Here is a 25,811-nt window from a genome sequence, read left to right on the forward strand (position 1 = left end):
ATCCACCACGGCCAGCCGCGCTCGATCTACAACAACCCCGAGTGCCACTGCCTGGCCACCTGCGCCAGTCAACCCATGACCCTGCTCGCCCCACAGATCAACGGCGCCGTGTTCCTCGATGCCGCCAAGGCCCTCTGGTACGTGCCCAGCTTGGAGCCCGGCCACTTGGACTGGCGCAACGCCACCCCCGTCGACATGGCCACCCGCTGTTCACGGCCAGCACCCTGATCGCCGACTTACTCCGCGAGACCCACGCCGAACTACTCCCCCTTCTCGACCGCCTCTAGAACGCACGTCGCGGCCTCCGGCCGCGCACCCGCACGCAGACCGAATCCTTCTCGCTATCCCGAGAGGTCATCACCATGACAAAGATCATCATCGGGGTCGTCGCCGTCGTCGTCACCGCCTGCTTCGGCCTGCCCCTCCTGCTGCTGTCCTCCGTCACCGGCGGCGGCCCCGGTGGATGCGCCATCGCCGCCCCGCCCGGCCTACGCCCCTCCGGGCAGCCGCCCGGCACCGGCCGATGGGACACCGAGCAACTCGACATCGCCGCCACGATCATCGACGTCGGGGTCGCCAAAGGCGTACCCCGCTGGGGCTGGATCGTCGCCGTCTCCACCGCCATGCAGGAATCCGCCCTGCGCAACCTGCCCTTCCTCGGCGGCCGCAACGATCACGACTCCATCGGCGTCTTCCAGCAACGCCCCAGCCAAGGCTGGGGCACCATCGCGCAACTGTCCGAGCCCGCCTACCAGGCCGGCAAGTTCTTCGACAAGCTCCAGACCGTGCCCGGCTGGCAGACGATGCCGCTCACCCAGGCCGCGCAAGCCGTCCAGTTGTCCGCGTTCCCCGACGCCTACGCCACGTGGACCGACGACGCCCTGCACCTCGTGAAGCAGTTGACCAACACCCTCGCCGCCTGCACCACCGACACCCTCAACGCGCTACCCGCCGGGTTCGCGCTACCCGCCAACACCCCACCCGCCGTAGCGACCGCCATCTTCTGGGCCGTGAACCAACTCGGCACGCCATACCGCTTCGGTGGCTCCTGCACCGACCCGCACTCCGGTAACCCCGACAAACAATGCGACTGCTCGTCGCTGATGCAATCGGCGTACCGGGCCGCCGGCATCTCCATCCCGCGGGTCACCACCGACCAGGTCAACGCCGGAAAGCCGGTGGCCGACCCGACGCTTCTGCTACCCGGCGACCTCGTCTTCATCCCCGGCAGCCAAGGCGCCATGGCCAACCCCCGCCACGTTGGCATGTACCTCGGCAACGGGCTCATCATCCAAGCCCTGAGAACCGGCGACATCGTCAAGATCACCAAGTTGAGCAGCTGGATCGATGACATCGCGGCAATTCGTCGTATCGAGACCCGATGATCACAGATGGGTCGAATCACCGCTGGCGGATTGTCCCGATCTTCTCAGCCGCTATGGCGGATTTGCCAAGTTTGCGAGAGCCGACCGACGCGGCGTCTCCGGATCGCGGCTACGTAGAGACTTTCCGCAGGATCGATGTCCGGCCATGACCGGACGTTCCTCAAACAGCTGCGTGATGCCAACCAATCCGGGTACCTACCTGGGGCACGCGAGTCTGTCCGTCGACGCCGTCACCCCGAATGGCTCCCGGTACACCGACCAGAACGGACGGCCGATCGGGTACCGGTGAGTGGTGGGCGAAGAAGAGGGGCCTATGAGGCGTACCTTCCGGTCCCGACCGGTGTTGACCGAGGAGACGCACCGGGCGACCACGTTCGAGATCTTCTTCGACATCGTGTTCGTCTTCGCCCTCACCCGGCTCATCGCGTTCATGGGGGAACCACCAACGCTCCTGTCCATGGCGCAGGGGATGCTCCTGCTGCTGCTCCTCATGATCTCCTGGGGGGCCTACACCTGGCTGGGCAACCAGGCCCGCGCCGACACGGGTTTGGTCCCCGCCGGCACGGTGATCGCGATGGCTGCCATCTTCGTAGCCGCCCTGGTGATACCCGATGCCTGGCGGCACGGTCGCGACGTGAACGCACCGCTGACCCTGGCCGTGGCCTACATCGTGATACGGGCGGTGCAACTTGCCCTCTACTTCTACGCGGCGGCGGAAGACCGGCAATTGCGCGCCAAACTGCTCATCTTCGCGATCCCGACGGCGCTGGGCTGGATAGCGCTCATCCTCGGCGCGGTGCAGGGCGGCACCGCGCAGACCCTCCTGTGGGCGGCGGCGTTCGTCATCGACATCGGCGGCGGACGCGTCGCCTACGTCTTCCGCGGGGGGTGGCCGCTACGCAGCCCGAGGCATTTCGCCGAACGGCACGGCCTCGTGCTCATCATCGCCCTTGGCGAGTCCCTCATCTCGGTGGGAACCGGGGCCGGGACGGCGGTGGCCCGCTGGCCGGTCCTGGTAGCGGCGCTGCTCGGCCTCAGCATGACGGTGTGCCTGTGGTGGCTCTACTTCGCCAACGCCGCAGCGGCCGCCGCCCAAGCCTTGGCGCAGGCGACGGGGATTCGGCGCGACAAGATAGCCAGCGACGCGTACAGCCTGGGTCTCCTACCGCTGATCGCCGGGGTGATCTACCTTGCGCTGGGCACCGAGCAGGTCCTCGCCGACCTGGCCCGCAACCGGCCTCAGCACCCCTTCGGGGAGCCGTTGGACTGGACCTCGACTACCGCGCTGTACGGCGGGGTGGTCCTCTACCTCACCGGCCGACTGCTGTTCCTACGGCTTGCCGTCCGATCCGCCCCGACAGCGCAACTCGTCGCCGTCGGCGTGGCCCTCCTCCTCCTGCCGGCGGCCCGAGGCATGCCCTCCCTGGCCGCGCTCGGCCTGCTCACCGCCTTCCTCATCGCACTGGCCTGCTACGAGCTGCTGGCCCAGGGGTCCGAGGCGGTGACGCCCTCGGGCTGAGACCGGCGCCCTCATGTGCGGATGGTCCAGGAGGCCTGGCTGCGGCTCTCCCGCCAGGACACCATCGGTGCTATCAGCACCGCTCCACAGCGATAGCGCCGATTGCGGAGCGACAAGCAGCGGTCCGCCAGCCGACGAAACCCACGTGTACTGCAATGACGCTGCCTCCCGCAGCGATCTTGCCAGGCCACGGCGATACACGAGGGCCCGGCCAAGAGGCGGCAGAACGTTGTCGTGGCCGGAGAGCTGATTGCCACAGATCGACGGTCGCCGGACCGCCGCCGGGCTGTGCACTCATCGACACACGTCTGAGCGGCATCCACGTTAGCTCGGTGTAACGCTGTGTAGCACGCGGAGCGCGGCATGAGCGGATGCTCAGCTGCGGGTCAAGGGCCACCGTCCGTAGCAAGCTGGCTCACGGCTATGGCGTGAGGCCACGTTGACGACGGGCACAAGCCCATCTCGCTTCTCGCGTCAAGAGCGTGCCCGAACTACTCGAGGTTTTCCCGGGAGATCGGCGGCCCGATCCGAAGGTCCCGGAATGTAGCTTGCAGACCGGCACGCTCCGGCGAGCAGCACATGATGCCGACGTCCACAGTGGCGGGGAGGTCGAGATAACCAAGGCGCAACAACTGCCAGGGACCGTCGCCGCTGCGGCAGTGCACGGTCACTGCGGCGCCGAAGCGGGTGACTCGCATCGAGACCTCGCTGGGAACCCCCGCGATCGGCGCCATCGACACGTCTGAGAAATCACGTGTGAAGACCGTGCTGATCTGCACAGCGTCCGACGTGACCTCCAAGCCGGCCTTCAGCCAGTTGCGCTCGTCGGCTCGGATCATCATGCCGGCCTGGTCGAACCGTGTCGTATGCGTGGCAGACACGATGACCTCGGCCGTGAAGTCACCAGTCGTCGGCTGGTAGAAGAAGTGCCCGTTGTCGGTGGTCCAGCCGTAGAACGTCTCGCGCCAGAAATCGGTCCTCAGTTCCGTGACTGCGCGGAGGACGCCGTCCCCCAGTGACCAGTCACGCGGCTCGTTCAACCACGACATGTTCTTCAGCACGGCGGAGAGCGTAATCGCCAGGCGGCCCCCGCGCAGACCCTTACGACGCCGTCCAATCTCGAAGGACGCTCAGCACGGCACATCCGGTCATCGGCATGATGGGACGCCCAAGCCGGCAACCTTCGGCTACAGCCAGTGACGGGCCCTTCAACGACCGGCGGGCGCGGTCGGCGGCAGATCCGGATACGGCTCGATCACCGGCACTGGGGCAGCTGTGGCTTCCTAAGGCACCGGGCGGCCGAGTACAGCGAGTTCCTCATCGTCCATCCGCCAGCTACGGCGGCACCTGGAAGACCGTCCTTCTCGGCGTAGCCGGCTGCCTTGCGCCTATGAGGTTCGCTTCTCCCGGGCGACCGGCCGCGGGGGCAGCGGCAGGCGCCGGAACCCGGTGACCGCCCGGCAGGGTGAGCGGGCCGGTCCGTTGCGGGGCCACGACCCGTGCACGCCCCCCGGCTTGCGATGATGATGTTATGGTTGATCAACTGCGGCCGGCACCGTCACATCCCGCCTACCCCGTGCGTACGCGGCGACTGTCCCTGCGCCCGCTGACCGGCCGGGACATCGACGCCCTGCTCACCTACCGGGCCGACGCGGAGGTCTGCCGTTACCTGCCCTTCGAGCCGATGACCCGCACCGACATCGAGCAACACCTGGCGTCGCGCTGGGCTGGCACCTGGCTCACCGACGAGGGCCAGGAACTCAGACTGGGTGTCGAACTAGCCCCGACGGGCGAACTCATCGGCGATGTGGTCCTTTTCTGGCACAGCCGCGAACACCGCGGTGGCGAGATCGGGTATGTGCTGCATCCCGGCTTCCAGGGGCACGGGTACGCCACCGAGGCCGCGCGTGCGGTGCTGAGCCTCGGCTTCGAGGTGCTGGGGTTGCATCGGATCGTGGCACGGATCGACGAGCGCAACGAGGCCTCGGCAGGGATAGCGCGGCGCCTGGGGATGCGCCAGGAGTCCCGACTCGTGCACAACGAGGTTTTCAAGGGTGAGTGGAGGACAAGACTCGATTTCGCCATGCTCGCCGACGAATGGTGCCCGCCCGGCGCTAGCCGACCGGGACGCTGAACGTCGTGCCGGAGCGCCGCCCGGTGCAGCTGACGACGATGAGGCTGCGGCCGACCGCCTGCGGCGAACCGGGGCGACGACCGCAAGCCGAGGAGGCAGGCGTTGAATCGGTCGACGGCACGACGGGCACGTGTTCGCATGCGCGTAACGCTAGGGTCGCCGTGGACCGGCGGCCCGAGTGCGCGCGGCTGCTTTTGGCTCGGTAGGTTGTCGATCATGGCGGAAATTCGGCTGGAGCCGATGACCGAGGATCAGTACAAGCCGTGGCGGGCCGAGGCCGAGGCGCACTATGCGCAGAGCGTTGCCGCGTCGGGCCAGTCGGCGCACGACGCGGCCCGCAACGCCGCCGACACCTACGCGCGGCTGCTTCCCGACGAGTCCGCCACCCCCGACCACCATTTCTGGTACGCCTACGACGGCGACCGCCGGGTCGGTTTTCTCTGGGTGAAAGTCACACACGACAACGCGTTCGTCTACAACGTCGCCGTCGAACCCGACGTACGCCGCCAGGGCTACGGCCGCGCGATCATGCTGGCCGCCGAGCGCTGGTGCCACGACAACGCGCTGACCAGAATCGGTCTGCACGTCTTCGCCCACAACACCGGCGCCCGGGCCCTCTACGAACAGTTGGGCTTCACCGAGACCGGCCGCAACATGGCCAAAGACCTGTGACGAGGCCGGTCCTGGTTAGGGTCTCCGGGGGATCTCTTCGTCGCCTTCGAGCTCCCGTTCGACCTGGGCGGTGCGGTCGGCGCGTTGCTCCGCCTCCTCCTTGAGCCGATCGGACTCGGCATCTGCCCGCTCGATCGGGTCGTCCAGCTCTGTAGCATCCGATTCAGTGATGTTCAGCCTTCTACCTCGGGTCCTGCACGCCAAACGGGCCGAGCGGGGACGCGGCGGATCCAGATCTAGACGAATGTGTGGCTCCGAATCTCGCGGAGGGAATCCCTCGCGCGCCTCACCTCGAACCGTCGCCAATATGCCCTCGGACTTGCCTTGATCAAACGCACTCATCTCGGCACGTCCGGATGCAGGCACCCGCGATCCGGTTACCTTCCGTGACGAGCGCTTCGCGGCAGTTGCGGACGTTCCACTCGCTCGCATGCAGTCGAGTCGCACTGCTCGACGGGCGCAGAGGCATGCCGATTGCTAGATCAGTGGGCCATCCAGGTGACCAACTGGCTCGCTGTGCGCGGCTATGAGCACGCCATGCGATGCGGCGGGAGACACTCGGACGATGACCGGCATGCCCCCGGAGACGATGTATCACCGATCGCTGGGCTGGCACGCCCCTGCTCGCCCTAGGTGGAGGAACACTGTCGCGTTCGCCGTTAACAAGGGCCGTCTGCCGTCACGGGGCTAACAGCACCTTGCCGCGCAGGGTGCCGGCCGCAAGCAGGCGATGGGCCTCCGCGGCCGCGTCTAGTGGCACGCACGCGGCGACCACAGGGCGTAGCCGGCCAGCGGCCAGCGCCGCGACGAGCGCTGCGGTGGCGGTGTTGAGGCGACGCGGATTCCTCCGAGCGGCGACGCTGAGCCGGTAGAAAGCCGCGCGACGGCCGTTGGGTAGCGCATCCCACATCCGCAGCCGGGCGAGCCCGCCTAGCGGCGACGCGCCGTCGGCCAGGAAGCCGTAGGCCACCAGCCGCCCGCCGGGCCGCAGCGCCCGGAACGACCGCCGGACGTGGGCGCCGCCAACAGGGTCGAGCACGACGTCGGCACGCATCCGCTCCCACCCGGAGCGGTCCACATGCGACGCACCGAACGATTGGACGAGCCGCCGGTCCGCGGGCCGCGCGACGCCGTACGTCTCCGCGCCGAGCAGCCGACCGACGTCCAGCAGGGCCGTGCCCACGGCGCCGGCGGCTCCATGTACCAGCACCCGCTCGCCGGGCCGCACCCGCGCGGCGTGATGCAGCATCTCGTAGGCGGTGAGGTAGTTGAGCGGTAGGCATGCCGCCGCGGCCGTATCGACGCCGTCGGGCACCGCCACCAGTCCAGACTCCGGCACGACGACGTGGCTGGCATGGCCGCCGGTAAGGGTCAGCGCGAGGGCGCGCCGACCGGCCCACGACGGCTCCGCGCCGGGCCCGCACGCGTCAACTACGCCCGTCGCGTCCCAGCCAGCGACGAACGGAGGCCGGGGCGCCGGGCCGGGATAGCACCCGGCCCGCATGAGCAGGTCGGCGCGCGCCAGCCCGGCCGCGAGCACACGCAGCCGTACTTGGCCGGGGCCCGGCTCCGGCGCGGCGTCGGTGACGACGCGCAGGACCTCCGGGCCACCGACGTGTTCGACGACCACGCGGCGGCGCGCGGTGGTCACGGCGAGCCGGCCGACGACCGGAGGCGGAGGAACGCCGCGCCCATGGCGACGGCCGCGACCGCCCCGACCAGGCTGCCGATGCCGATCCGGCCCTGGACCGCGTACGACGCTACGGCGGTGATGAGCACGCCGGCCGCGAAGCAGAATGCGGCGAGCAGCGCCGTGCGCGCGTGGCGCGCAGGCAGGGCGGCGGCCGCCAGCAGGGTCGCGGAGAGCAGCAGGTCGGGCACGAGGAAGAGGTTGTCGGCGGTCCAGTTCGGCACGAGGAAGGCAAGCGTGCCGGCGCTGATGGCGACGGCGGTGATCCGGCCGAGGCGAAGAAGCGTAGGGCTCATGTCTACATGGTAGACATGAGATACCGCTGCTGTCTACGGTGTAGACGAGGCGTTAGGATGGGCGGGTGCAACGCCGCCTAACCCCTGAGCTGATCACCGCCGCGGCGCTTCGAGTCGGCGATGCCGAGGGCCCCAAGGCGATGACCATGCGACGTATCGCCGCCGAACTCGGCTGCGACCCGATGGCCCTCTACCGGCACTTTCCCGACCGCACCGCACTGCTCGACTCGGTCGCCGACCTCGCCCTCACCGACGTCACCGTGCCCCCCGGCGCATGGGACGAGCGGGTACGCGGCATCCTGTCCGCGGTGCGCGAGGCCGCCTTCCGGCACCCCGGCATCGCCGCTCACGTCGCCGCCCGTCCGCCCCTGCAGGACAACGGCCTCCGCCTCGCCGCCGCCCTGACGGCCGCACTCGCCGAGGCCGGGCTCTCGCCCGCCGACGTCGTCCGAGCGACACAGGCCCTGATCGCGTACGTCGCGGCGGCTCTCGCGATGAGCATCGCCGCCGGCGAGCCGGACGCCCGCTGGCGCCAGCTCGGCGAGATGTTCTCAGCGCTGCCAGGCGCCCCGCCGGGTGCCGAACTGCCGGTAACAGGCTCGGCCGAGCAATTCGCATACGGCCTGCGCCTGCTGCTGAACGGCATCCGGGCGGAGGCGGCGGCCTAGGCCCTTGCGCGGCGCCGGCCGAGGCCGGGCAGCACATCGCCGTAACCAACACGAGTGGCACACTTCGTGCTGAGCGCGCTGGCCACCGAGATCACCCCGGACATCGCCGGGCACCTACGGCCTGATGCGCAAGGACATCGCGCAATTCGCCGACGTGGTGCGGGCACGGGGATCGACCCCGACGAGCTTCGCGACCGGGGCCTGGCCGGCGCGGAGAGCCTGGTCGAGGCGGTAGACATCGTCGCCGGCCGCGCGGCCGGGACGGCGTAGTCCGCGCGGGGACGGTGGCGCGGCACCGTCGGGTACGGCGCCGCGTCGTCCCTGGTGGTCCACTCGAAGGCGGCCGGCCGCATCACCCGGGGTCGACCCGCCCGACGCCAAGCCCGCCGCACCATCATCTGGACCTGATCAGCCCATCTCAAACACGCTCTAAGGGTTGGTCATCCTCGTGAAGCCGGGTGGAGATGGCTACGCAGGAAGGTGAGGATTTCGCATCGCGCTGGCCGGGCGGCCGGCACCAGACCGGGGATGCTCAGGAAGGTGTGGGTGGCCCTCGGGTAGCAGGTCAGGTGAGCGTCGGTGCCGTCTTCGCGGAGTCGTTCGACGTAGCGGCGTCCATGGTCGGCCAGCGGATCCAGCGCGGCCGTGACGACCAGTGCCGATGGCAGCCCGGCGAGGCTGTCGAACGTGAGGGGCGACACGCCGCGAGCGTCGAGGCCCGGTGGGACGCTCAGCTTGCGGGCTGCGCGCAACCGGGACAGCGGCAGGGTGGGATTGTCGGCGTTCTCGTCAATCGACGAGTACTCGGTCATGGTCTCGGTCCAGTCCGTGACGGGGTAGTTCAGCACCTGGGCAAGGAGCGGTGGGCCGTCCTTGCCGGCGCGCAAGGCGATGAGCGCGGCGATCGTGCCGCCGGCGCTCTCGCCCATGACCGCGACAGCGCCGGGATCGACGCCCCAATCGGCGGCTTCTTCGACGAGCCGGACGAGGGTGTCGAAGCCGTCTTCGATCGGCTGGGGCAGCGGGTGCTCCGGGGCGAGGCGGTACTCCACCGACACGACCACCGCGGGGCACCGGACCGCGAGGTGGCTGTTGAGCCAGTCGTTCTGTGTGGCGGTCCCCGCGATGAAGCCTCCACCATGAAACGACACGATCAGCGGCAGTTTCCGACCTGCGTCCTTCGGTCGGTGTACGCGCAGCATCAGGCGGCGGCCAGGAAGATCGATCCTGGTCTCCTTGATGTGCGCGCGGCGGTCGGGCAAGCCAGTGACGATCCGGGCGGCACGGGACAATGCTGCCCGATTGGTCTTCTCACGCGCGGTGATCACCTGATCGTCGCTCAGGGCCTCCCAGTCCTGGGTGTCCCTGAGGATGCGGGTACCTAGTGGAGCCTTGCTTCTCATGTGTCCTCCGCGGTGCAACGACGCTGTGAACCCACTGTCACAGCCAGGGCCCGCCGGCGGATTGGACGAATGTTCCCGGGCCGTCAGCCACGGACTCCGATCGAGTGCTGCGTCACGGCCGGGCAGACCACGCGACATCGTCGACGGCGAGGAACGGCGCGCTCGCCACCGCCCCAGGCGTCACCCCGGTGAAGGTCATGACGTCGCGATGAAGGTGGGACTGGTCCGCGTAACCGCTATCCACCGCCACCGCGGCGGCGGCGTGACCAGCGGCGAGGCGATGGGCCGCGTGATCGAACCGGATGAGCTGGGCGGCGCGCTTGGGGGTGATGCCGATCTGCGACCGGAACCGTGACCACAACCGTTTGCGGCTCCATCCGACCTCAGCGGCCAACCGCTCGACCCGTGTCTGCCCCCGGCCGTTCACCATCCGTCCCCAACAGAACGCGACTTCCGGATCGACCGCGTGGCCCGCGCCGTGACGCCGGGCCAACGCGACCTCCACGATCGCGAACCGGTCTTCCCACGACTTGGCGGCGCGCAGCCGCTCCTGGGTCCGCACGGCGTCGCCACCCCAGAGGTCGTCGAGGTTGAGTACCGCCCCGCTCAGCTCCGACGCAGCACCTAGGACCATGTGTGCGATCACGGGCGACATCCGCACCTGAAGGCACGTGAAGCTGCCAGCCTGGCCCTGCCCTCGAGCGCGGTTGGGCGCCAGTCCGGCGACGACACACCCTCGTTGTTCCCGCCCATTGCCGTCATCGACGACCAGAGCCCGGTCGCCGAGGTCGAAGACCATCATGACGGCCGGATGCGGCACCACCTCAACGTCGACGAAGCTGTTGGCCCGATCGCTGAACCCCGCCATGGTGGTGCCCGCCAGCCGACTCGGCCGCATCGGGACCGCGATGTCCCACGTAGGTACACCGACGCGAACCGTCCCCGTAGAACGCACGTCACGATCGTACGTGTCATCGCAGACGGCTCCGGGTTAGTGCATCCGCACATCGGCATGTCCGGATCCCACGAGCCTGACCAGCGGCCGCGTCCCGACGGCAACTGGGCCCGCTCGGCGTGACGCTGCGTAGCGCGCGGATCGCGGTTTGAGAGTGCCGGTGCCGACCCCTCGACGCAGCGAAGCGAAGCAGCCGGATGCCGGGCGACTGCGCGCGAGGGAGCGAGAACTCAGCGGGCGGGCACCGGCTCGGACAACGGCCGCCACTCTCGCCTGATCAGCCCGTAGACCCACGAGTCAGAGACCTCGCCGTTCACGACGCAGTCTTCCCGCAACGTCCCTTCACGCACGAACCCGAGCTTCTCCAGCACGCGGGCAGATGCCACGTTGCGTGTATCGGTCTCAGCCTGGACGCGATTCAGGTCCAGCCTGTCGAATGCCCACCGCAGCAAAGCGCGCGCGGCCTCCGTCGCGTATCCGTGGCCCCATGCCTCATCGTCGAAGCAGTAGCCCAGCGACGCGCTGCGGTAGTCCGGATTCCACCGGTTCAGGCTGCACCAGCCGATGAACGCCCCGTCGGAGTCACGATCCACGGCCAGCCGCGCCCCGGTGCCCCCCTCTGCCATCTGCCGGCAAGCCGTGATGAACCGCTCGGCGCGCACGCACTCGCTCCACGGTGGCGCGTCCCAGTAGCGCAGCACGTAGGCGCTGCTGTGCAGCGCGAAGAGGTCGTTCGCATCCGCGTCGTCGAAGGGACGCAGTCTAAGGCGAGTGGTGTGCAGCGTGGGGGTGGGCAGCGACATGGGCGTCATGTTCCCTCCTGTGATTGGTGGCCGATCAACCAGACATCCGGTGCCGGCCACTCGCAATGGGTTTTCTCGGCGGGCGGGCGGAACGACGTGCTCGCTCATCGGCACGTCCGGATGTATGCACCCGGACGTTCACCTTCGTCGCCGGTATCGGGCCGCCCCTGACCTTCGTTCGCGCCCGGTCATGAGCGACCGCGCGCTGACCGCCGCGTGATGCAGTCCGGGGCAAGGCCACCTTGCCTCTCGCCCCGGCTCAGGCCCACGGCGGCGGCTCTGGGCAGGACGAACGAGAGGTCCCTGTGAGTTCTGCGGTTCAGCGGAATGCCGATCTTGACGCGGCGAGCGATCTCCCCGCAGCTGATACCCAGCCCCTTGAGCGATGAGCCGTTCGGGGCGAAGAGGTACGGGGTCGTCGAAGATGACCGGAACCTGGACGGGCCAGGGGCTTTCGGGAGGGGACGGGGCGAGCAGTTCCCAGCATGAGTCCCACTCCAGGGCGAACCGGTTGCGCCGGGCGATCAGCGGGTCGAGAGGGACGCGGGCGACGAGGGCAGAGGAGTTGCCGGAGTAGCCCTCCAGAAGGATCGGATCCAGGTACCGGACCGGGAGGCGATCGTGAACGGTGATTTTGCTGGTTCGGTCGCAGGAAACGCAGGCAACCAGGAGCCAGATGTCGAGGAGTTTGCCGTCGGCATTGACGCGGAACTTCCCGTCGCCGGTGCTGGCGGGGCCGGAATGGCAGTGGACGCAGTGGAACGCGAGCAGGGGAAGGCGCGTGCGCCGAAGGGTCCAGGACAGCACGATATGAGGACGCATAGACATGATCTCTCTGAAGACCTGACGGAAGGCATGGGAAAAGAGCCGACGGCGACGTCGGCGACCGATGCACGGGGAAGGTGTCAGGTCTAAAGAGCAGGCGGTGTCACGCGGGGTGAAGTCCTCTTGTGAGTGGGTCGGAGAAGAAAATCCAGTTACAACTTAGGGTGGGACGGGCTGGCGAGGCCACCCATTTTGTCCTGGTGCCGAGCACTGAGGGGCGGTCGGCGAGTTGGGCGTGGACCACGCGCCGATCGCCGCCGCGGCCCCTTTCTGCCGAATTCCGGCCCCCCGGTGGGACTTCTTCCTCCCGCTGGCCTTCGCCCTGTCCTTCGGCAGCCTCGCGGGGACGACCGCCGCCTACCTGCCGCAGCGGATTGGTGAACAGAGAGGAGACGTCGAGATGCATGCTCCCGTGAGCTGGTTACCTTGCGTGACGAGCGCATCGCGGCAGATCCGGGCATCTGGTGTTGGAAGGTACGGCCGGCTCCGCGGTCGCTAGGCCGTCGGGGCGATGGCCTGATGTGGGTCACCGAGCACCCGGTCGGCGCCTTGGCGGACGGTGTCCCAGTCGGTCTTGGGTGTGCGGTCGAGGTTCCTAGCGAGCCAATGCGCGCGGTCCTCGTGTTCCCGCCGCAGCCCGGCGAGGTCAAGGTCCACGCCGGGCAGACCGCCACGGCGTTCCAACTCCTCGACCCGCTGCAGCACCGCCGTCATCAGCCCTCGGTCGAGCGTGTGTACAGCCTCGAGGTACGCGACGGTCGGGACGCAGAACCGGACGGCCGGGCCGGCAGTGAAACCGATCTCGCCGTTGTCCTCATGCCGCCAGTCCATGGTGATCTCGTCGCTGTCGCCGCGGACGGTGCGCCAGAACCGCAGACTCGGAGCATTCCGCAGGTAGCCGAGGTCCAGGTAGTGCTCGCCGTGCCAGTTCGCGGCCGTGACCACCGGGTGGTCGGGCGCATTCGGGTCGATGTCCCCGAATCCGTCCTCGTCACCGGCGGTGACGAATGCGAGCGGATCGCATGCCCACTGCGCGGGGTCGGAGGCGATGAACAGCTGCAGATCGGCGGGCACCGGCTCGAGGACGTCCGGTGTGAGGACATTGACGTCCTCCCAGAGCCGGGCCAGGTAGTAGTCGACGTAGGGATGCGGATGATCGAGGCGGGTCCGCCGCAGCAGCTGGTGCCCGCCGACCTCGAGCCAGTACCAGCCCTCGGTGAGCCCGAACCAGTGCAGCGTTGGTTGGTCACCGCCCCACGACGACGCCTCGTCCAGCGGATACAACTCGAAGCGGAACCTGATCATCGAGGCAGTATCCCGTACGCCTCGCCGCGTCAGCGGATGTCGACATGGCGGTCGCGACCCGGTCCGCACTGATCGCGGCATGAGCGTGCGTCCTGTGCTGCCGAGGACACGGGGCGGGGGCCACCAGATAGTGCGCCATGTCGGGCCGGGCGGACCGATATTCGGGCGTCTCGCCGGGATGCGTCCACTAGCGTCCCGCCTCATGGAGAACACCACCGTACGCACCGAACGCCTCGAGCTTCGCCCGGTGCGGGACGAGGACGTCGACCGGATCCTGGAGTACCGCAACCTGCCGCAGGTCACGCGCTGGCTACTCCGCACGCAGGTCGACCCTGCATCCTTCCGCGCGGCATGGCGACGCGCGGCCGCAGACCCCGACGACCACAGCATGGCGGCCACGCTCGACGGCGTGGTGATCGGAACCGTCTCGCTCGACGTCGTCGACGGCATGGGTCAACCCGGCATGCCATCACGGACCGAGGCCCAGCTCGGCTACATCTTCGATCCAGCCTACGGCGGCAATGGCTACGCGACCGAGGCGGTCACCGCGGTGGTGGCGCACGCATTCGACCGGCTGGGCATTCGGAGAATCACCGCTGGCTGCTTCGCGGACAACCTCGCCTCGGTGCGAATCCTCGAAAAGGTCGGCATGCGTCGTGAGCAGCACGGCGTCGGCGATTCCTGGCACGCCGAACTGGGCTGGGTGGACGGCTACACCTACGCCCTCCTCGCCGAGACATGGCATCGAGAGGCAGCACCGTAGGAGCAGCCGAAGATTCTCAGGCCGGCATGAAGCCCTGGCCAGAATGTTCTCAGTGGGACCCAGCTCGGTAGTAACTGTCGAGGAAAGCTGCGTAGTGTCCGGGGTCGTACGCCTCCTCCACCCACATGATCACATCGAGGATTTCTCGGGCTTCCTCGGTGCATACGGTTGTGAGATACTCCTTGGTCCTGGCGACGCCCGCCCCCAGCATCAGTTCCGCGTCGATGGCGCCGGCCGCGTCCATACTGGTGCCGCGAGCGCGGTGAACCAACAGCGCGTCCTCGACGGCGCCGACGTGCCACAGCTGGACGGCGCACATCCGCATCAACTGCGTGTTGCCGGGTACGGTGCCCGTTCCAGAGTAGGTCTCCGCCTCGCGCCGGGCTTCGCGCACGAGGACATCCCGCACGATCGAGACCTGGTCAGCGCCGACCCGCAAACCGTAGGCGGCCAGGTGCTGGTCGGCGTCCCGCTCGTACTGGTCATAGATGTCCGACCCCATGCACCGTGTGTAGCAGGAGCCAAGCGCTTCGGCCAGACAGCGCTCCCGAACCGCGGCAGAGCCGGATGTCTGCGCGTGCCCTCTGGCTGGAGCGAGCTTGTCCTATCCCTGTGCTCTAATCCCGTCATGCATGTCGTCGTCTGCGGCGCACTCGTGGAGAACGGCGCGGTCCTGCTGGTACACCGCAGCCCGACCCGCCGGGCATACCCGGATCTCTGGGACCTGCCCGGGGGGCACGTCGAAGCGGGTGAGTCGGAACTACAGGCCCTCGCGCGTGAGATGCACGAGGAGCTAGGGGTTCACATTGTGGCGGAGTCCTCGGCACGGTTGGGCGACCTGCTTGCCGGCAGTGGCGAGGACGCCGTCCACGTGGGCGTCTGGCAAATCAGAGACTGGGTCGGCTCTCCCACCAACCGTGCACCTGAGGAGCATGACGACATCGCATGGGTCGGGATCAGCGAGCTGGGCGGCCTTCCCCTCGTGTTTGGCGCCCTGCCGGCATTGCTTCGTTCCCTGCCTGAGCCTGACCGGCTGCCTCGTCCCGACGAAGCACGGACAACCGCATCGCCGAGCGGCCCGTAGATCCATCGCTGCTCGGCACTTCCGTCCGGTTGAATCCCCTGCATCCGGTCATCGGCAGATGAGCACGGGTTGCCGTGGCCTGCAGTGCCAGGCGGACGATGCACCGGCCGGTTCGTGGCGGCGATGAGCAGCGGTCACAGGGATTGGACGATCTGGATCGGGTTGCCGTCAGCGTCTGCGATCCACGCGATAAGCAACCGGCCCAGCCACACGTGCGGGGATGCCAAGGCAGGTGCTCCGCCTGCGACCAGGTTGTCGTAGGCCGCTGTGGTGTCGTCCGTCCAAAGAATGACGGCCGCGCGCTGGCCTTCGGCGATGGGGTCTAGGCCATGGTCGTCGCGGGTGGAGGCAACCGAGGCGATGCCGATCTTGTATCCGTCGAGGACGAGATCGACGTGTATCGGATCGCCGTCGATCGGTACCCGGAAAGTCTCGGTGAATCCCAGCCGCTTATAGAAGGTGACGGCTCGGGGGAGATCGTCGCTGAAGAGAATCACCTGAGGAGTCCGGAAGATCGACATCCGATGACCGTATCGGCGCCGCGCTTCGGCGGCAAAGAGCCACGACCTGGGCTCGGTGCACACAGGCAATCGGGCAAACATCCGGTCATCGGCAGAAGCGGATGCTGGCGACCCCGTCTCCTGTCATCAAGGGTCACGTGCGGTTCCGTCCCCGCTTCTTCGAGGCGCTGGTCAAGGAGATAGCAGGGCGACCGCAGCGCCGGCAACCGGGAACGATCCGAGCGGCAGGAAGGCTCCGGCCACCCGGCGACCCATGCAGCGGTGGCCGAGGCCGATCGCGGTGATAGTCGTATCTCGGCCAGGTCAATGAACACGAGCAGGATCATTCCGCTGCCCACCATGCGAAGGCGGCCGGCACCCAGCTGGCCGGCCCGACAGCGGGAGGGCGACGGCGGCCAGCACGGTGGCGGTTTCGACCGGTTAACGGGGGCGCGCCGATGTGCAGGCCGCACGAGGTGTAGCGAACTGGCGGGCGGATGGCGTTGATCCATAGGGGTTGTCCGCATGAGTATGCGGCTCGCCATGGCTGGCTGTCCGGCGCACCTTGCACGCAATCGCCTAGTGGAGGATCGGCACGAGCGCCAGCAGGCGTAGCAAAGGTGCGCGGGGCGGCCTGGCGGGCACGGTCAATTCTCGTCCAGGGTGTTGCGTAGCTGTGTGGCGAGCGCGATTGTGTCTTCCTGCGGTTCGGCGTCGAGGTCGGCGAGGGCTTTGGTCAGGGCGCGTAGCAGGGTGCGGATGCCGTCGGCGTCGCCGAGGGCGTGTCGGGCGTGCATCGCCTTGGTGTGGAGGGCCTCGTTGTAGCGGTCGAGTCCGATGGCCTTGTCGAGCAGGTCGGATGCGGCCTGCGGGCTACTGTCGAGTAGGTCGTCGGCCAGCAGTAGGTGGGCTTCGGTGCCCCAGCGGCGGACCGTCTCGCGGTGTGGCTGCAGCCACTCATAGTCCTGACCATCCGCAAGGGGTGCGGTGTAGAGGTCGCAGGCGGCGGTGAGGAGTTGGCGGCGGCGCGGCTCGGTGGCGATGGTGGCGCTGCCCATCAGATCGCGCAGTGTCCACACGTCGACGTCCACGGTCGCCGGGTCGAGCAGGTACCGTCCGGCGGACTTGATGACGTAGGCGTTCTTCGTCTCAGCGGTGCCGGCGCGGCCGAGGACGTGACGCAGGTTCGAGGCGTTGGTGTGTACGCGTTGGTCGGCTTGGCTGATTCGGGCGTCGGGTTCGAGGTATTCGCCGATGTCGCGGGTGCCGGCTCCATCTGGGTGGACGGCGAGGTACACCGCCAGTTCCAGGGCTTTGGCGCGGAGCGGCCGGCCTTCCGCGGTGATGCCGTCGATGCGCGGGGTGCCGAGCACGCGCAGCCGCGCCCGTCCCGACACGGCGTCGGCGGTGGGCTTGACGGCGATCGGGGTAGCCGGGTCCGTGGCGGTGGGCGTGATCTCGGTACGGCTGGCGTGCAGGGGCACGATCGTGACCGGCACGGCCGGTGAGGTGATCGCGGGCGGTTCGCCGGTCTGCGCCTCGCGCAGCGTCGTCAGGATCTGCATAGCGGCGGCCAGTTCGAGCACAGGAAGTCTCGGCGGCAGCGGTTCGGCGGACTGCCCGGAGATGAGCGTGGTGTGTCCGTCCGGGGCGACCTCGACGGTGGCGCCGTGTGCCCATTCGCCGAGCAGCATCGCGGACACGTGCAGACCTTCACCCAAGGCGAGGGCAACCTTGGCGCGCATGCTGGCATTCGCGGGCGGGGTCTCGGTGATGAGCATGACCGGCGGTAGCGCTTCCTCGTCGGGCACTGTCCGCCGCAGCTCGTCCAAGTCGGTCAGGGCGTGTTCGTCGAGGATGCGGCTGCGGTGCAGCAGCCGGGACTCGATCAGGGTGAGCGCGTCGTCAATGCTGTCGGTGACGTGCAGGCGCGGCCATGGGTTGAGGGTCACCACGTCCGGGCCGAGCAGCGTATTCAAGCTGGCGGCGTCGATGACGACCTCGCCGCGGGCGTCGGGGTTGTGCGGGCCGCCGGAGGCCAGCACGGCGACGAGGGCGGCGCGGGCGGCAGCGTGCGCGCCGTCGCCGACGACTCCGCATCCGCCGCTCGGCAGTGACGCGAGCTCGGGTACGAGAGCGAGCGGCGGGCCGTCGTCGCTGCTCGCATTCGACGGCTCGGGATGGCGGGCGGCCACGGCGCGGCGGACCTGGACCACCGGCGGAGGCAGCTCGGTGGGCGGATCAGCGTCAGGCTCGCCGTTGTATCGACGGCGGCGTTGGAGCCAGACCATTGCGGCGGCGGCGCTGATGGCGGCGGCGAGCGACCAGGGCAGCCAACCGGAGTCCGACAGATGCACACCCCGGTCATCTGTGGCCGCCGTAGGGCTGTGCGTGACGGGCGGCGGCGCCGCAGGGTTGGAGGCCCCGGACGACGGCGCTGGCGACGAAACGGATCCGCTTGGGGCTGCCGACCGCGTGGTGGTGGGAATGGCAGCTGGTTGCTCGGGCGCGGGCGGCGGCACGGCGGGATCGGGCGGGTCCGGGGCGGCACTCGGCGATAAGGGCGGTGTCGCAGGCCGACCCGACCGGGGCGTGGGGGGCGTTGCTCGTCTGGCGGCTTGTGGTGGGCGGGCATCGGCAGGTAGGCGAAGCTCCCAGCCGGGGTAGATGAGGTCGCAGTCACGCAGGACACCACCGACAGGAAAATGGCGGTGCTTGTTCAGGCGGCAGACCTCCGGCCACCGACCCGCATCACCGAGCCACTCCTTCGCGACCTTGGACAAGGTGTCGTGTCGCTCGACGGTGTAGAGGTAGCGCTGGTCGGCGACGTGGATGACGGCGGGCCCACGGGCTGCGGCTTGCCGGGGAACATCGGCGCGCTCGGTCGCGGCGACGGGTGTAGACGGCCGATCCGAATGCACCGCCGCGTTGAGGGAGCCGGCGGGGGTGACGGCGAGCGCGGCGGTGCCGGCCAAACCGAACACGAGCCGGTGCAACGGGGCAGGCAGCCTGAGTATGGGGATGCGCCACCGGGTCACCGCCCCGAGGATCTCGGCGAGCAGGAGCAATGTGAACACGCCCCACAGCAGCCACATCGCCCAGACGGCCGCACCGATGAGGAAGTCCGGGGTGAACCGTCCGCTAGAGCGCTCGAACCAGTCTGGGATCTGCGACCAGGCCGGCAGCCGGCGGAGAGGGTTCCCACCCGTAGCCCACAGCAGTGCCGGAACGGCGACGAAGAAGAGGCCGGCACCGATGACGCCGCGAACGGCCCCCACTATGGACGGCCGCGCGCGGCGCGGCAGCGAATCGGGTGGAACGCGGACGGTAGCTCGTGCACCGTACTCGGCAAGTCTGTCGCCTTTGCCCCGGCGCGTCTGCGGCACCTGTCCCCCTGCGATTGATCCTCGATCTTCTCCGAATACACGAGCGTGAGTGTCTCCGGCTATCCCGTCGAAAGGATTCTCACCATCTGCGCACAAAGAGTCACGTTCAGCGGATCACGGTTGACGCCACCTCGCCCTCACGGGCGAGACTGCCCCTCATGCCAAGCGGGGGCACTGTGTTGTCGATCGACCTAAGTTCGTCGGCCATCGCGGCCACTGTCAGCAGCCACGGCCTGAAGATCCCCATCCTCATCGACGGTCGCCTCGTCATGCCGCCTGGCGCCGCCATCGGCCCCGCAGGGGAGATCTACGTCGGTCTCGACACCACGGCCGCGATGTCCTTGCCGGCAGACCATCGGTTCGTCGATAACCCGACTGACCTCCTCGGCGGGCCCGCCAACGCCGCCGTGGGGGCGCAACCCGACCCGGTGGATCTGCTCGCCGCCGTGCTGCGGCACGTTACCCATCATGCTGCCGTCCAAGTCAACGGGCCGATCACCGCGCTCACCGTGACCGTTCCGCCGAGCTGGGGTCCACGCCGCTGCGGAAGCGTCAGCGAGGCAGCAAACCGCGCGGGATTTCCACCTCCCGCCCTGGTCACCGCGCCCGCCGCCCTCGCCGCCTACGCCACGACGCTCGGCGTCACCGTGCCGACAGGCTCCTGCGTGCTCATATGTCAGGCAGACCGCGAACCGGCCATCCTCACCGTCCTGCAGACCGTCGCCGACGGCTACCGCGAACTGGCGACACAGCAGATCAATCTCGACCGAGGCCTCGACCACCACATCGCCCAACACGTCATCCGGACGGCAACCGCCGACTCCGACCCGCTCCGAGCGGTGACAACTGCGCCCAGTAACGACGAAGCAGACTGCGGACCTGCCCTCCTGGAATCTGTCCGGACCGCCAGGCGTCTACTCGCGACCCAAGACCAAGCGCCGATCCTGCTACCCGCGCCCCGCCAACCCGCCGTCATCACCCGCGACGACGTCACGGTCGCCGCACAGCCTCTCCTCGACCAGATCCCCGGCGCAGTCGACGAACTCCTCGACGCAGCCGACATCGACACAACGCACCTCGCTAACGTCATCCTCAGGCCTGCCCTCGGCGTGCCCGCGCTGGCCGAAGCCCTCACCGCAGCCGCCGGCATCACCCCTACGCTGATCGATCACCCCCACGCCCTCGCTGACGGGGCCCTCTCCCTCACCACCCACCAACCAGGATCCGCAGCCGCCGCACGGCTACCCCGCGTCCGCCTACGCGTCGGCGACCTCACCGGCGCCCTACTCCTCGGTGCCTGTTCCCTGGCCCTGCTCCTGCAAGCCGTGCTCACCGCCGACATCTCCACCTACAGCACCTGGGTCGTCGGCGTCCGCACCTCGCTACCGCAACTCGGCGCCGCCGGCGCACTCGTCATGCTCACCGCATTCGCCGTGGCGCACCTCGCACCCACCACCTGGCTCGCCGGAACATCCGCCGCCTCAACGCCCGAACCCACAACAGGCAGCCTCATCCGACGCGGATACCTGACCGCCGCCGTCGGCGGCGCCATCACCGCCGCGCTCTACGGCCTCGCCACCGGCACCGCCGTCAGATTCGACTACACCCCCTACCTGAAATGGACCCTCGGCGCGGCCCTGCCGCTGGCCGCGTGCGCCGCCCTCGTCGCTGCCACCGCGCCCCGCATTTCCGCTGACGACCTACCCAGCTGGCTCGCGATGGCCCGTCCCGCCATCACCCACGCGATCACCGCCACCGCGGGTATCTACCTCATGCGCGCAGCACTCACCCTCACGGCGCCCATCTACACGAACAACATCGCCGGTATCGCCGGCAGCATTGGCGCAGCCCTTCTCGGTGTAGCCACCGCCCTAACCATGAGCCGGAGCCGTGCGATCCGCGCCATCACCGCACCCGGCCTCGCCATCGGCTACGCCCTCGTATTCACCGTCGACACCACCAGCGCCCTCATTGTCGGCTACCTTGCCGCCCTCACCTGGTGGGGCATCCGACTCACCGCACACACCCTGCGGCTCGCCTTCGCCCAGTCTGGAGCAGCGCTGCACCGCGTCACTGACCGTTTGGGCGGCTGAAAGGACCGCGAAGGGTCTCGGGCCGCTACCACCGCACATACGCCGCCGAGTACGACGACGTCAATCGCATCGATCACCCGCAAAGCGTCAATGTCCGCGAGGAGCAGATCCTCGAACAACTCGACCCATGGCGACACCGGCCGACTACGCAAACCTCGCCGCACGGTCGTCGCCCCTACCGACGAAGACCTCCAAGCCGTCCGTACGGCGATCCGCGACTGGCAGCGACCAATCCCCGGCAAGCCCGGACCTCGGCACACCGGCGACCTGGCCGACATCGTCGACCTCATGCTCGCCACCGGCGCTCGCAGCGGTGAGGTCCTCGCCCTGCGCTGGGAGGACGCAGACCTCGCCACCGAACGTCCCACCCTGACGATCTGCGGCACCCTGCTCGTCCGCTGACGTCCGCCCCGGTCGCCACTCAACTAGTCACTCGGTTTAGTCCTCAAGCTCGTGCTGCGCCAGGCGCCCCAACGTGGCAGCGACCTCGTTCCAGCTGGCACCCTCAATGTTCTGGATGAGCTTGCGAAGGAAGTGCTCGACGCGGCCAGCGTCGAAGTGATCGACAAAGAGCCAGTGTCTTCCAACGATGACGTCCTGATCGGCGAGCATCCGCGACAAAGCAGCCGGCGTAGATACCACCTCCTGGAACCGCTCCTCACCCGGACCGTCACTCGGGCCTGCGTAGATCTCCACGAGCTGTGCCGTGACGGCGGGGTCCTCGGGCGGGCCCTGCTCGAGGTCGGGAAACCTGACCGAGTGGACGACGACACGCATGCCCCGGACTCTCGCGGCGCGACGCCTCCCCCGCGCTGACCAACGGGACGGTTAGCTTGGAATCGGGTTAATCGATGCCGCTTGAAGCTGCGTCACCTGGCAGAGGAGGGCGAGCGGGATACCTTGCTGTTGGTTACCTCTCCGCCATAGGCCCCGTTTGCCCCTACACCGGGCACGGAACGGGCACGCCAGGCTTCTGCCACGTCTAGGGCCTTCAAGCCGTCGCAGTTGTCGGGAGTGACACTCGCCGATCTAATGCGGACACGGAGACCTGCCATCGCGTCGTGGAACTCGCCGCTGGGACCGTTGTCATCGAGCAGCGCGAACCGTACGGCGACGGCCGCGCCGTGAGCGGGGTCACCGGCACCGGGCGTCGGCGTGCCGCCGTAGAGGTCGGTCGCGACGTACCCGGGACTGCGTTGACCGCCGATGAGCGGGTGGTGAGAGCAGGCGCCTGCATGGCCCATGATTGTGGGATGGGTGGCGAGGCATCGTTCGGGGCGACGTTGCGACAGGCGCGGCATGCCGCTGGGTTGACGTTGGAGGAGCTGGCCGAGGCCTCGGGGGTGAGCGTGCGGGCGCTCAGTGACATGGAACGCGGGCGGGCGCTCGGGCCGCAGCGGCGGACGGTGGCGTTGATCGCCGACGCGCTCAAACTCGAAGGTGCCCAAGGGGATGAGCTGGTCGCGCTGGCCAAGGCCGGCCGGACGAGGCCGGCGTACCTGGCGGCCGCAGCGGGCCTGTCCGAGCTACCGGGGTCCATCGCCGATTTCACCGGCCGGACGGCCGAGCAGGCGTGGATCTTCCGCCAGGTGGACGCGCTCACCGGCTCCGCCGACCGGTCGGGCGCGGCAGTGATCACCGGCGGCGCCGGGATGGGCAAGACAACGCTGGTGGTACGAGCCGCGCACCATATGCGTGACCGGTTCCCCGGTGGGGTGTGCTTTGTCGATGCGTTGGGGATGAGCAAGCGGCCGGTCGCAGAGGACGAAATCCTGGCGCGGGTCCTGCGGGCCCTGGGCGTACGGGATCAGCAGATTCCCGACGACACGGCCGAGCGTGCAGGGCGCTACCGGCAGATGCTGCGCGACGAGCGTGTGCTCGTGGTCGTGGATGACGCCGCATCAGAGGCACAGGTACGCCCGTTGCTTCCCGGTAGTGGGAACAGCCAACTCCTGGTCACCAGCCGGCGACTGCTAGCCGGACTCGAAGGCGTGCAACGGCTTCACCTGGACCCGATGCCGCCGGGCGACTCCACCGACCTGCTGCGGCGGATTCTCGCCGAGCGGGCGGACCTGCAACACGACAACGACCTGCATGGCTTGGTGGACCTGCTGGGTGGGCTGCCGCTGGCGGTACGCATCGTGGGAAACCGGCTCGTCTCACGGCCGATCTGGAGCGTCGCCGACCTGACCACACGGTTGTCGGTCGCCGAGCGACGGCTCGACCAGCTCAGCGCTGGCGATCTGAAGGTCGCCGCGGCCTTCGGGATGTCCTACGAGCAACTGCCCAAGATGACCCGGCAGGTGTTCCGCCGCACGGCACTGTCGCTCGGGCCGGACTTCAGCGCCGCGCTGGCCGCGGCGACCGGCGAGGTGACGGTCCCGGAGGCTGAGGACCACCTCGACGATCTGGTGGATCTCGGGCTGGTCGAGGCGGCGCAGGCAAGCCGGTACCGATTGCATGACCTGGTGCGGCTGTACGCGCAGCAACGCCTTGAGCATGACGACGATGCCGCCGCGGTAGCGGCCAGCCACCGCCGGATGGTCACCTGGCTCCTGTCGACGCTCATCGCGGCGGGAAAGTGGTTCGCGCAGCACCCGGCTGAGGCAGCCGGCTCCGATTTCCGCTCCCGTGAGGAAGCCGTGGCCTGGATCCGGGCCGAGGCCGGACACTGGTTCCCGGCGCTCGCCGATGCCGCGGCGGCCGGCGACCATCGCCTGGTCGTCCAGGCCGTTGCCGCCACGCGACGGCTCGTCGGCCGCCTGCGCTACTGGCCTCACTGGGCCGAGGTGTACCTGCTCGGGCACGACTCGGCCGCCGCGATCGGCGACACCGCGCGGCAGGCGGCGTTTCTCAACGGGCTTGCGCGCACCCACACGGTGCTCGAGCAGGATGGTCAACCGGCGTTGGCCTATGCCGAACAGGCGCTGGCCCTGGCGCGCCAAAGCGGCGACGTCCAGGAGGAGGCGTGGGCGTGGCAGAACATCGGCCGCGCCCGGATGAGAATGGGCCAACTGCGCACCGCCATGGATGCGGTGCGTGCCGCGGCCGAGCTGTTCGAACAGCTCGGCGACGCCGACGCCATCTGCCAGACCCTGATCGGGCGCGGCGACATCGGGATGCGACTCGGGGAAGTCGACGAAGCGCTGGCCTGCTTCCAGCGCGCGCTTGAGATGACCGAGGATCCCGCCTCGGGCATGGCACCTTCGACCGTCGAGATGACCCAGCCTTACGTACTGGGCATGACGGCACGGGCGCTGGGACAGCTCGGCCGCGGCAGCGACGGTGTCCCCCTGGCGCGGCAGGCCGCGGCCCTGTTTGAGCGCATGCAAATGCTTGATGCCCATGCGACAGCGCTGCGCATACTCGGCGAAAATCTGTACGGGGACGGCAACGCCGCCGAGGCGCGGGAGGTACTGCGGCGGGCCGCCACGATCTACGAGTCGATCGGGCGGCACGACGACGCGGCCGACTGCCGGGACAAGGCCGCCGCGAATGGCGACGGCGCCGGCAGTTCCTAGTTCTGCATCCTGTTCTGCCTGGGCCGGCGCTGCCGCAGCGGCTTGCATGGGAAGCAAAAGCGGCAAGGGCGATCAGCCCGCCGCCCTGGACGCAGGAGCATCCCATGAGCACAGCAACTGTCCGCAACGTCGTGCTGGTGCACGGCGGTTTCGTTGACGGGTCCGGCTGGCAGGCGGTACACCGGCTGCTGACCCGCGACGGATTCACCGTCAAGGTCGTGCAGAACCCGACCCTGTCCCTTGACGGCGACTCCGCCGCGACCCGCTTCATCCTCGACGGCCTCGACGGCCCGGCCGTCCTGGTGGGCCACTCCTATGGCGGAGCGGTCATCAGCGAAGCCGGCACCCACGACGCCGTGGCGACGCTGGTATACATCGCCGCCTTCGCCCCGGACAAAGGCGAATCGGTCAACACCCTGATCGCCGACCCGCCACCCGGCGCTCCCGTACCGCCCATCCTGCCCCCGCGCGACGGATTCCTGTTCCTGGACCGGGACAAGTTCCACGCCTCGTTCGCCGCCGACCTGTCCCCCGAGGACGCCACCTTCCTCGCCGACAGCCAGGTGCCCTGGGGCGTCGGCGCGCTCAGCGGCGCGGTCACCGAGCCCGCGTGGCGGCACAAGCCCAGCTGGTACCTGGTCGCCACCGAAGACCACATGATCCCGCCGCCGGCGCAGCGCTCAATGGCCCAGCGCGCCGGCGCCACCGTCGTGGAAGCCATCGGCAGCCACGCCGTCTACGCCTCCCAGCCCGGCGCCGTCGCCGACCTCATCCGCCAAGCCGCCACCTCGGTCACGCTGTAGGAGTTT

Annotated in this window: 24 protein-coding genes and 2 pseudogenes; 13 read left to right on the forward strand and 13 right to left on the reverse strand. The window is 68.8% G+C overall.

Annotated elements, in window-relative coordinates; all coding sequences use genetic code 11:
* Positions 1-75: 75 nt before the first annotated feature.
* The 3 genes from ACFY29_RS26510 (at position 76) to ACFY29_RS26520 (ending at position 2,904) form a co-directional block, all read left to right on the forward strand.
* The gene (locus tag ACFY29_RS26510; RefSeq protein WP_386990494.1) at positions 76-228 is read left to right on the forward strand and encodes a hypothetical protein; all 153 of its coding nucleotides are present in this window, start codon (positions 76-78) and stop codon (positions 226-228) included.
* Between the two features lie 134 nt (positions 229-362).
* Entirely contained in the window at positions 363-1,385 is a 1,023-nt protein-coding gene (locus ACFY29_RS26515) for a C40 family peptidase (protein ID WP_386990496.1), read from the forward strand.
* Positions 1,386-1,698: 313 nt separating this feature from the next.
* The gene (locus ACFY29_RS26520; RefSeq protein WP_386990498.1) at positions 1,699-2,904 is read left to right on the forward strand and encodes a low temperature requirement protein A; all 1,206 of its coding nucleotides are present in this window, start codon (positions 1,699-1,701) and stop codon (positions 2,902-2,904) included.
* 99 nt (positions 2,905-3,003) lie between these two features.
* On the opposite strand, the pseudogene ACFY29_RS26525 reads toward ACFY29_RS26520, so the two are convergent.
* Positions 3,004-3,198: pseudogene (locus ACFY29_RS26525) on the reverse strand (hypothetical protein); the annotation flags it as partial.
* Positions 3,199-3,395: 197 nt separating this feature from the next.
* Entirely contained in the window at positions 3,396-3,965 is a 570-nt protein-coding gene (locus ACFY29_RS26530) for a DUF1349 domain-containing protein (protein ID WP_386990500.1), read from the reverse strand.
* Between the two features lie 470 nt (positions 3,966-4,435).
* Here ACFY29_RS26530 and ACFY29_RS26535 point away from each other — a divergent pair, with 470 nt between their 5' ends.
* Entirely contained in the window at positions 4,436-5,038 is a 603-nt protein-coding gene (locus ACFY29_RS26535; protein ID WP_386990502.1) for a GNAT family N-acetyltransferase, read from the forward strand.
* 216 nt (positions 5,039-5,254) lie between these two features.
* Positions 5,255-5,710 carry a GNAT family N-acetyltransferase gene (locus tag ACFY29_RS26540; protein ID WP_386990504.1) on the forward strand — a complete coding sequence of 152 codons (456 nt, stop codon included), beginning with the start codon at positions 5,255-5,257 and terminating at the stop codon, positions 5,708-5,710.
* A 679-nt stretch (positions 5,711-6,389) separates the two neighbouring features.
* Here ACFY29_RS26540 and ACFY29_RS26545 read toward each other — a convergent pair.
* Both ACFY29_RS26545 and ACFY29_RS26550 read right to left on the reverse strand, forming a co-directional pair.
* Positions 6,390-7,361 (reverse strand): zinc-binding dehydrogenase, encoded by a 972-nt coding sequence (locus ACFY29_RS26545; protein WP_386990506.1) that lies wholly within the window; start codon positions 7,359-7,361, stop codon positions 6,390-6,392.
* On the reverse strand, positions 7,358-7,696 hold the full coding sequence (locus ACFY29_RS26550; RefSeq protein ID WP_328414845.1) for a hypothetical protein: 339 nt from the start codon (positions 7,694-7,696) through the stop codon (positions 7,358-7,360). Before ACFY29_RS26550 ends, ACFY29_RS26545 begins: the two co-directional genes overlap by 4 nt.
* A 65-nt stretch (positions 7,697-7,761) precedes the next feature.
* Here ACFY29_RS26550 and ACFY29_RS26555 point away from each other — a divergent pair, with 65 nt between their 5' ends.
* Positions 7,762-8,364: a TetR/AcrR family transcriptional regulator gene (locus ACFY29_RS26555; RefSeq protein WP_386990508.1), complete on the forward strand. Its 603-nt coding sequence runs from the start codon at positions 7,762-7,764 to the stop codon at positions 8,362-8,364.
* A gap of 54 nt (positions 8,365-8,418) precedes the next feature.
* Entirely contained in the window at positions 8,419-8,634 is a 216-nt protein-coding gene (locus ACFY29_RS26560) for a hypothetical protein (protein WP_386990510.1), read from the forward strand.
* A gap of 170 nt (positions 8,635-8,804) precedes the next feature.
* Here ACFY29_RS26560 and ACFY29_RS26565 read toward each other — a convergent pair whose 3' ends face one another.
* The 5 genes from ACFY29_RS26565 to ACFY29_RS26585 form a co-directional block, all read right to left on the reverse strand.
* A complete protein-coding gene (locus tag ACFY29_RS26565) occupies positions 8,805-9,767 on the reverse strand; it encodes an alpha/beta hydrolase (RefSeq protein ID WP_386990513.1) in 963 nt (320 codons plus the stop codon).
* Between the two features lie 112 nt (positions 9,768-9,879).
* Positions 9,880-10,635, reverse strand: a complete 756-nt coding sequence (locus ACFY29_RS26570; protein ID WP_386990515.1) for a helix-turn-helix domain-containing protein — start codon at positions 10,633-10,635, stop codon at positions 9,880-9,882.
* Between the two features lie 317 nt (positions 10,636-10,952).
* Complete coding sequence (locus ACFY29_RS26575) at positions 10,953-11,525, reverse strand: GNAT family N-acetyltransferase (protein WP_386990517.1); 573 nt, start codon at positions 11,523-11,525, stop codon at positions 10,953-10,955.
* A 138-nt stretch (positions 11,526-11,663) separates the two neighbouring features.
* Complete coding sequence (locus ACFY29_RS26580) at positions 11,664-12,353, reverse strand: DUF1062 domain-containing protein (RefSeq protein ID WP_386990519.1); 690 nt, start codon at positions 12,351-12,353, stop codon at positions 11,664-11,666.
* A 492-nt stretch (positions 12,354-12,845) separates the two neighbouring features.
* The gene (locus ACFY29_RS26585) at positions 12,846-13,655 is read right to left on the reverse strand and encodes a DUF5984 family protein (protein WP_386990521.1); all 810 of its coding nucleotides are present in this window, start codon (positions 13,653-13,655) and stop codon (positions 12,846-12,848) included.
* A 202-nt stretch (positions 13,656-13,857) separates the two neighbouring features.
* Here ACFY29_RS26585 and ACFY29_RS26590 point away from each other — a divergent pair, with 202 nt between their 5' ends.
* Entirely contained in the window at positions 13,858-14,418 is a 561-nt protein-coding gene (locus ACFY29_RS26590; protein ID WP_386990523.1) for a GNAT family N-acetyltransferase, read from the forward strand.
* A gap of 49 nt (positions 14,419-14,467) precedes the next feature.
* On the opposite strand, the gene ACFY29_RS26595 is transcribed toward ACFY29_RS26590, so the two are convergent.
* Positions 14,468-14,920, reverse strand: coding sequence for a hypothetical protein (locus ACFY29_RS26595; RefSeq protein WP_386990525.1), 453 nt, complete (start codon positions 14,918-14,920; stop codon positions 14,468-14,470).
* A 126-nt stretch (positions 14,921-15,046) separates the two neighbouring features.
* Here ACFY29_RS26595 and ACFY29_RS26600 point away from each other — a divergent pair, with 126 nt between their 5' ends.
* The gene (locus ACFY29_RS26600) at positions 15,047-15,502 is read left to right on the forward strand and encodes an NUDIX domain-containing protein (protein WP_386990527.1); all 456 of its coding nucleotides are present in this window, start codon (positions 15,047-15,049) and stop codon (positions 15,500-15,502) included.
* Between the two features lie 134 nt (positions 15,503-15,636).
* Here the strand turns inward: ACFY29_RS26600 and ACFY29_RS26605 are convergent, their stop codons facing one another.
* Both ACFY29_RS26605 and ACFY29_RS26610 read right to left on the reverse strand, forming a co-directional pair.
* The gene (locus ACFY29_RS26605) at positions 15,637-16,023 is read right to left on the reverse strand and encodes a VOC family protein (protein WP_386990529.1); all 387 of its coding nucleotides are present in this window, start codon (positions 16,021-16,023) and stop codon (positions 15,637-15,639) included.
* 626 nt (positions 16,024-16,649) lie between these two features.
* A complete protein-coding gene (locus tag ACFY29_RS26610; RefSeq protein WP_386990531.1) occupies positions 16,650-19,388 on the reverse strand; it encodes a transcriptional regulator in 2,739 nt (912 codons plus the stop codon).
* Between the two features lie 14 nt (positions 19,389-19,402).
* Between ACFY29_RS26610 and ACFY29_RS26615 the strand changes: the two genes are divergently transcribed.
* Together ACFY29_RS26615 and ACFY29_RS26620 are read left to right on the forward strand one after the other, a co-directional pair.
* Positions 19,403-21,481 carry a hypothetical protein gene (locus ACFY29_RS26615; RefSeq protein ID WP_386990533.1) on the forward strand — a complete coding sequence of 693 codons (2,079 nt, stop codon included), beginning with the start codon at positions 19,403-19,405 and terminating at the stop codon, positions 21,479-21,481.
* Positions 21,482-21,613: 132 nt separating this feature from the next.
* Positions 21,614-21,874 (forward strand): annotated as a pseudogene (locus ACFY29_RS26620) (site-specific integrase); the annotation flags it as partial.
* A gap of 45 nt (positions 21,875-21,919) precedes the next feature.
* Here ACFY29_RS26620 and ACFY29_RS26625 read toward each other — a convergent pair.
* On the reverse strand, positions 21,920-22,258 hold the full coding sequence (locus tag ACFY29_RS26625; protein WP_386990535.1) for an Imm8 family immunity protein: 339 nt from the start codon (positions 22,256-22,258) through the stop codon (positions 21,920-21,922).
* A gap of 284 nt (positions 22,259-22,542) precedes the next feature.
* On the opposite strand from ACFY29_RS26625, the gene ACFY29_RS26630 reads away from it, so the two are divergent.
* Positions 22,543-25,002 carry an ATP-binding protein gene (locus ACFY29_RS26630; RefSeq protein ID WP_386990537.1) on the forward strand — a complete coding sequence of 820 codons (2,460 nt, stop codon included), beginning with the start codon at positions 22,543-22,545 and terminating at the stop codon, positions 25,000-25,002.
* A 104-nt stretch (positions 25,003-25,106) separates the two neighbouring features.
* Complete coding sequence (locus ACFY29_RS26635) at positions 25,107-25,805, forward strand: alpha/beta hydrolase (RefSeq protein WP_386990539.1); 699 nt, start codon at positions 25,107-25,109, stop codon at positions 25,803-25,805.
* Positions 25,806-25,811 lie beyond the last annotated feature (6 nt).

It is taken from the genome of Micromonospora sp. NPDC000668, from assembly GCF_042897975.1.
GTDB lineage: Bacteria > Actinomycetota > Actinomycetes > Mycobacteriales > Micromonosporaceae > Micromonospora.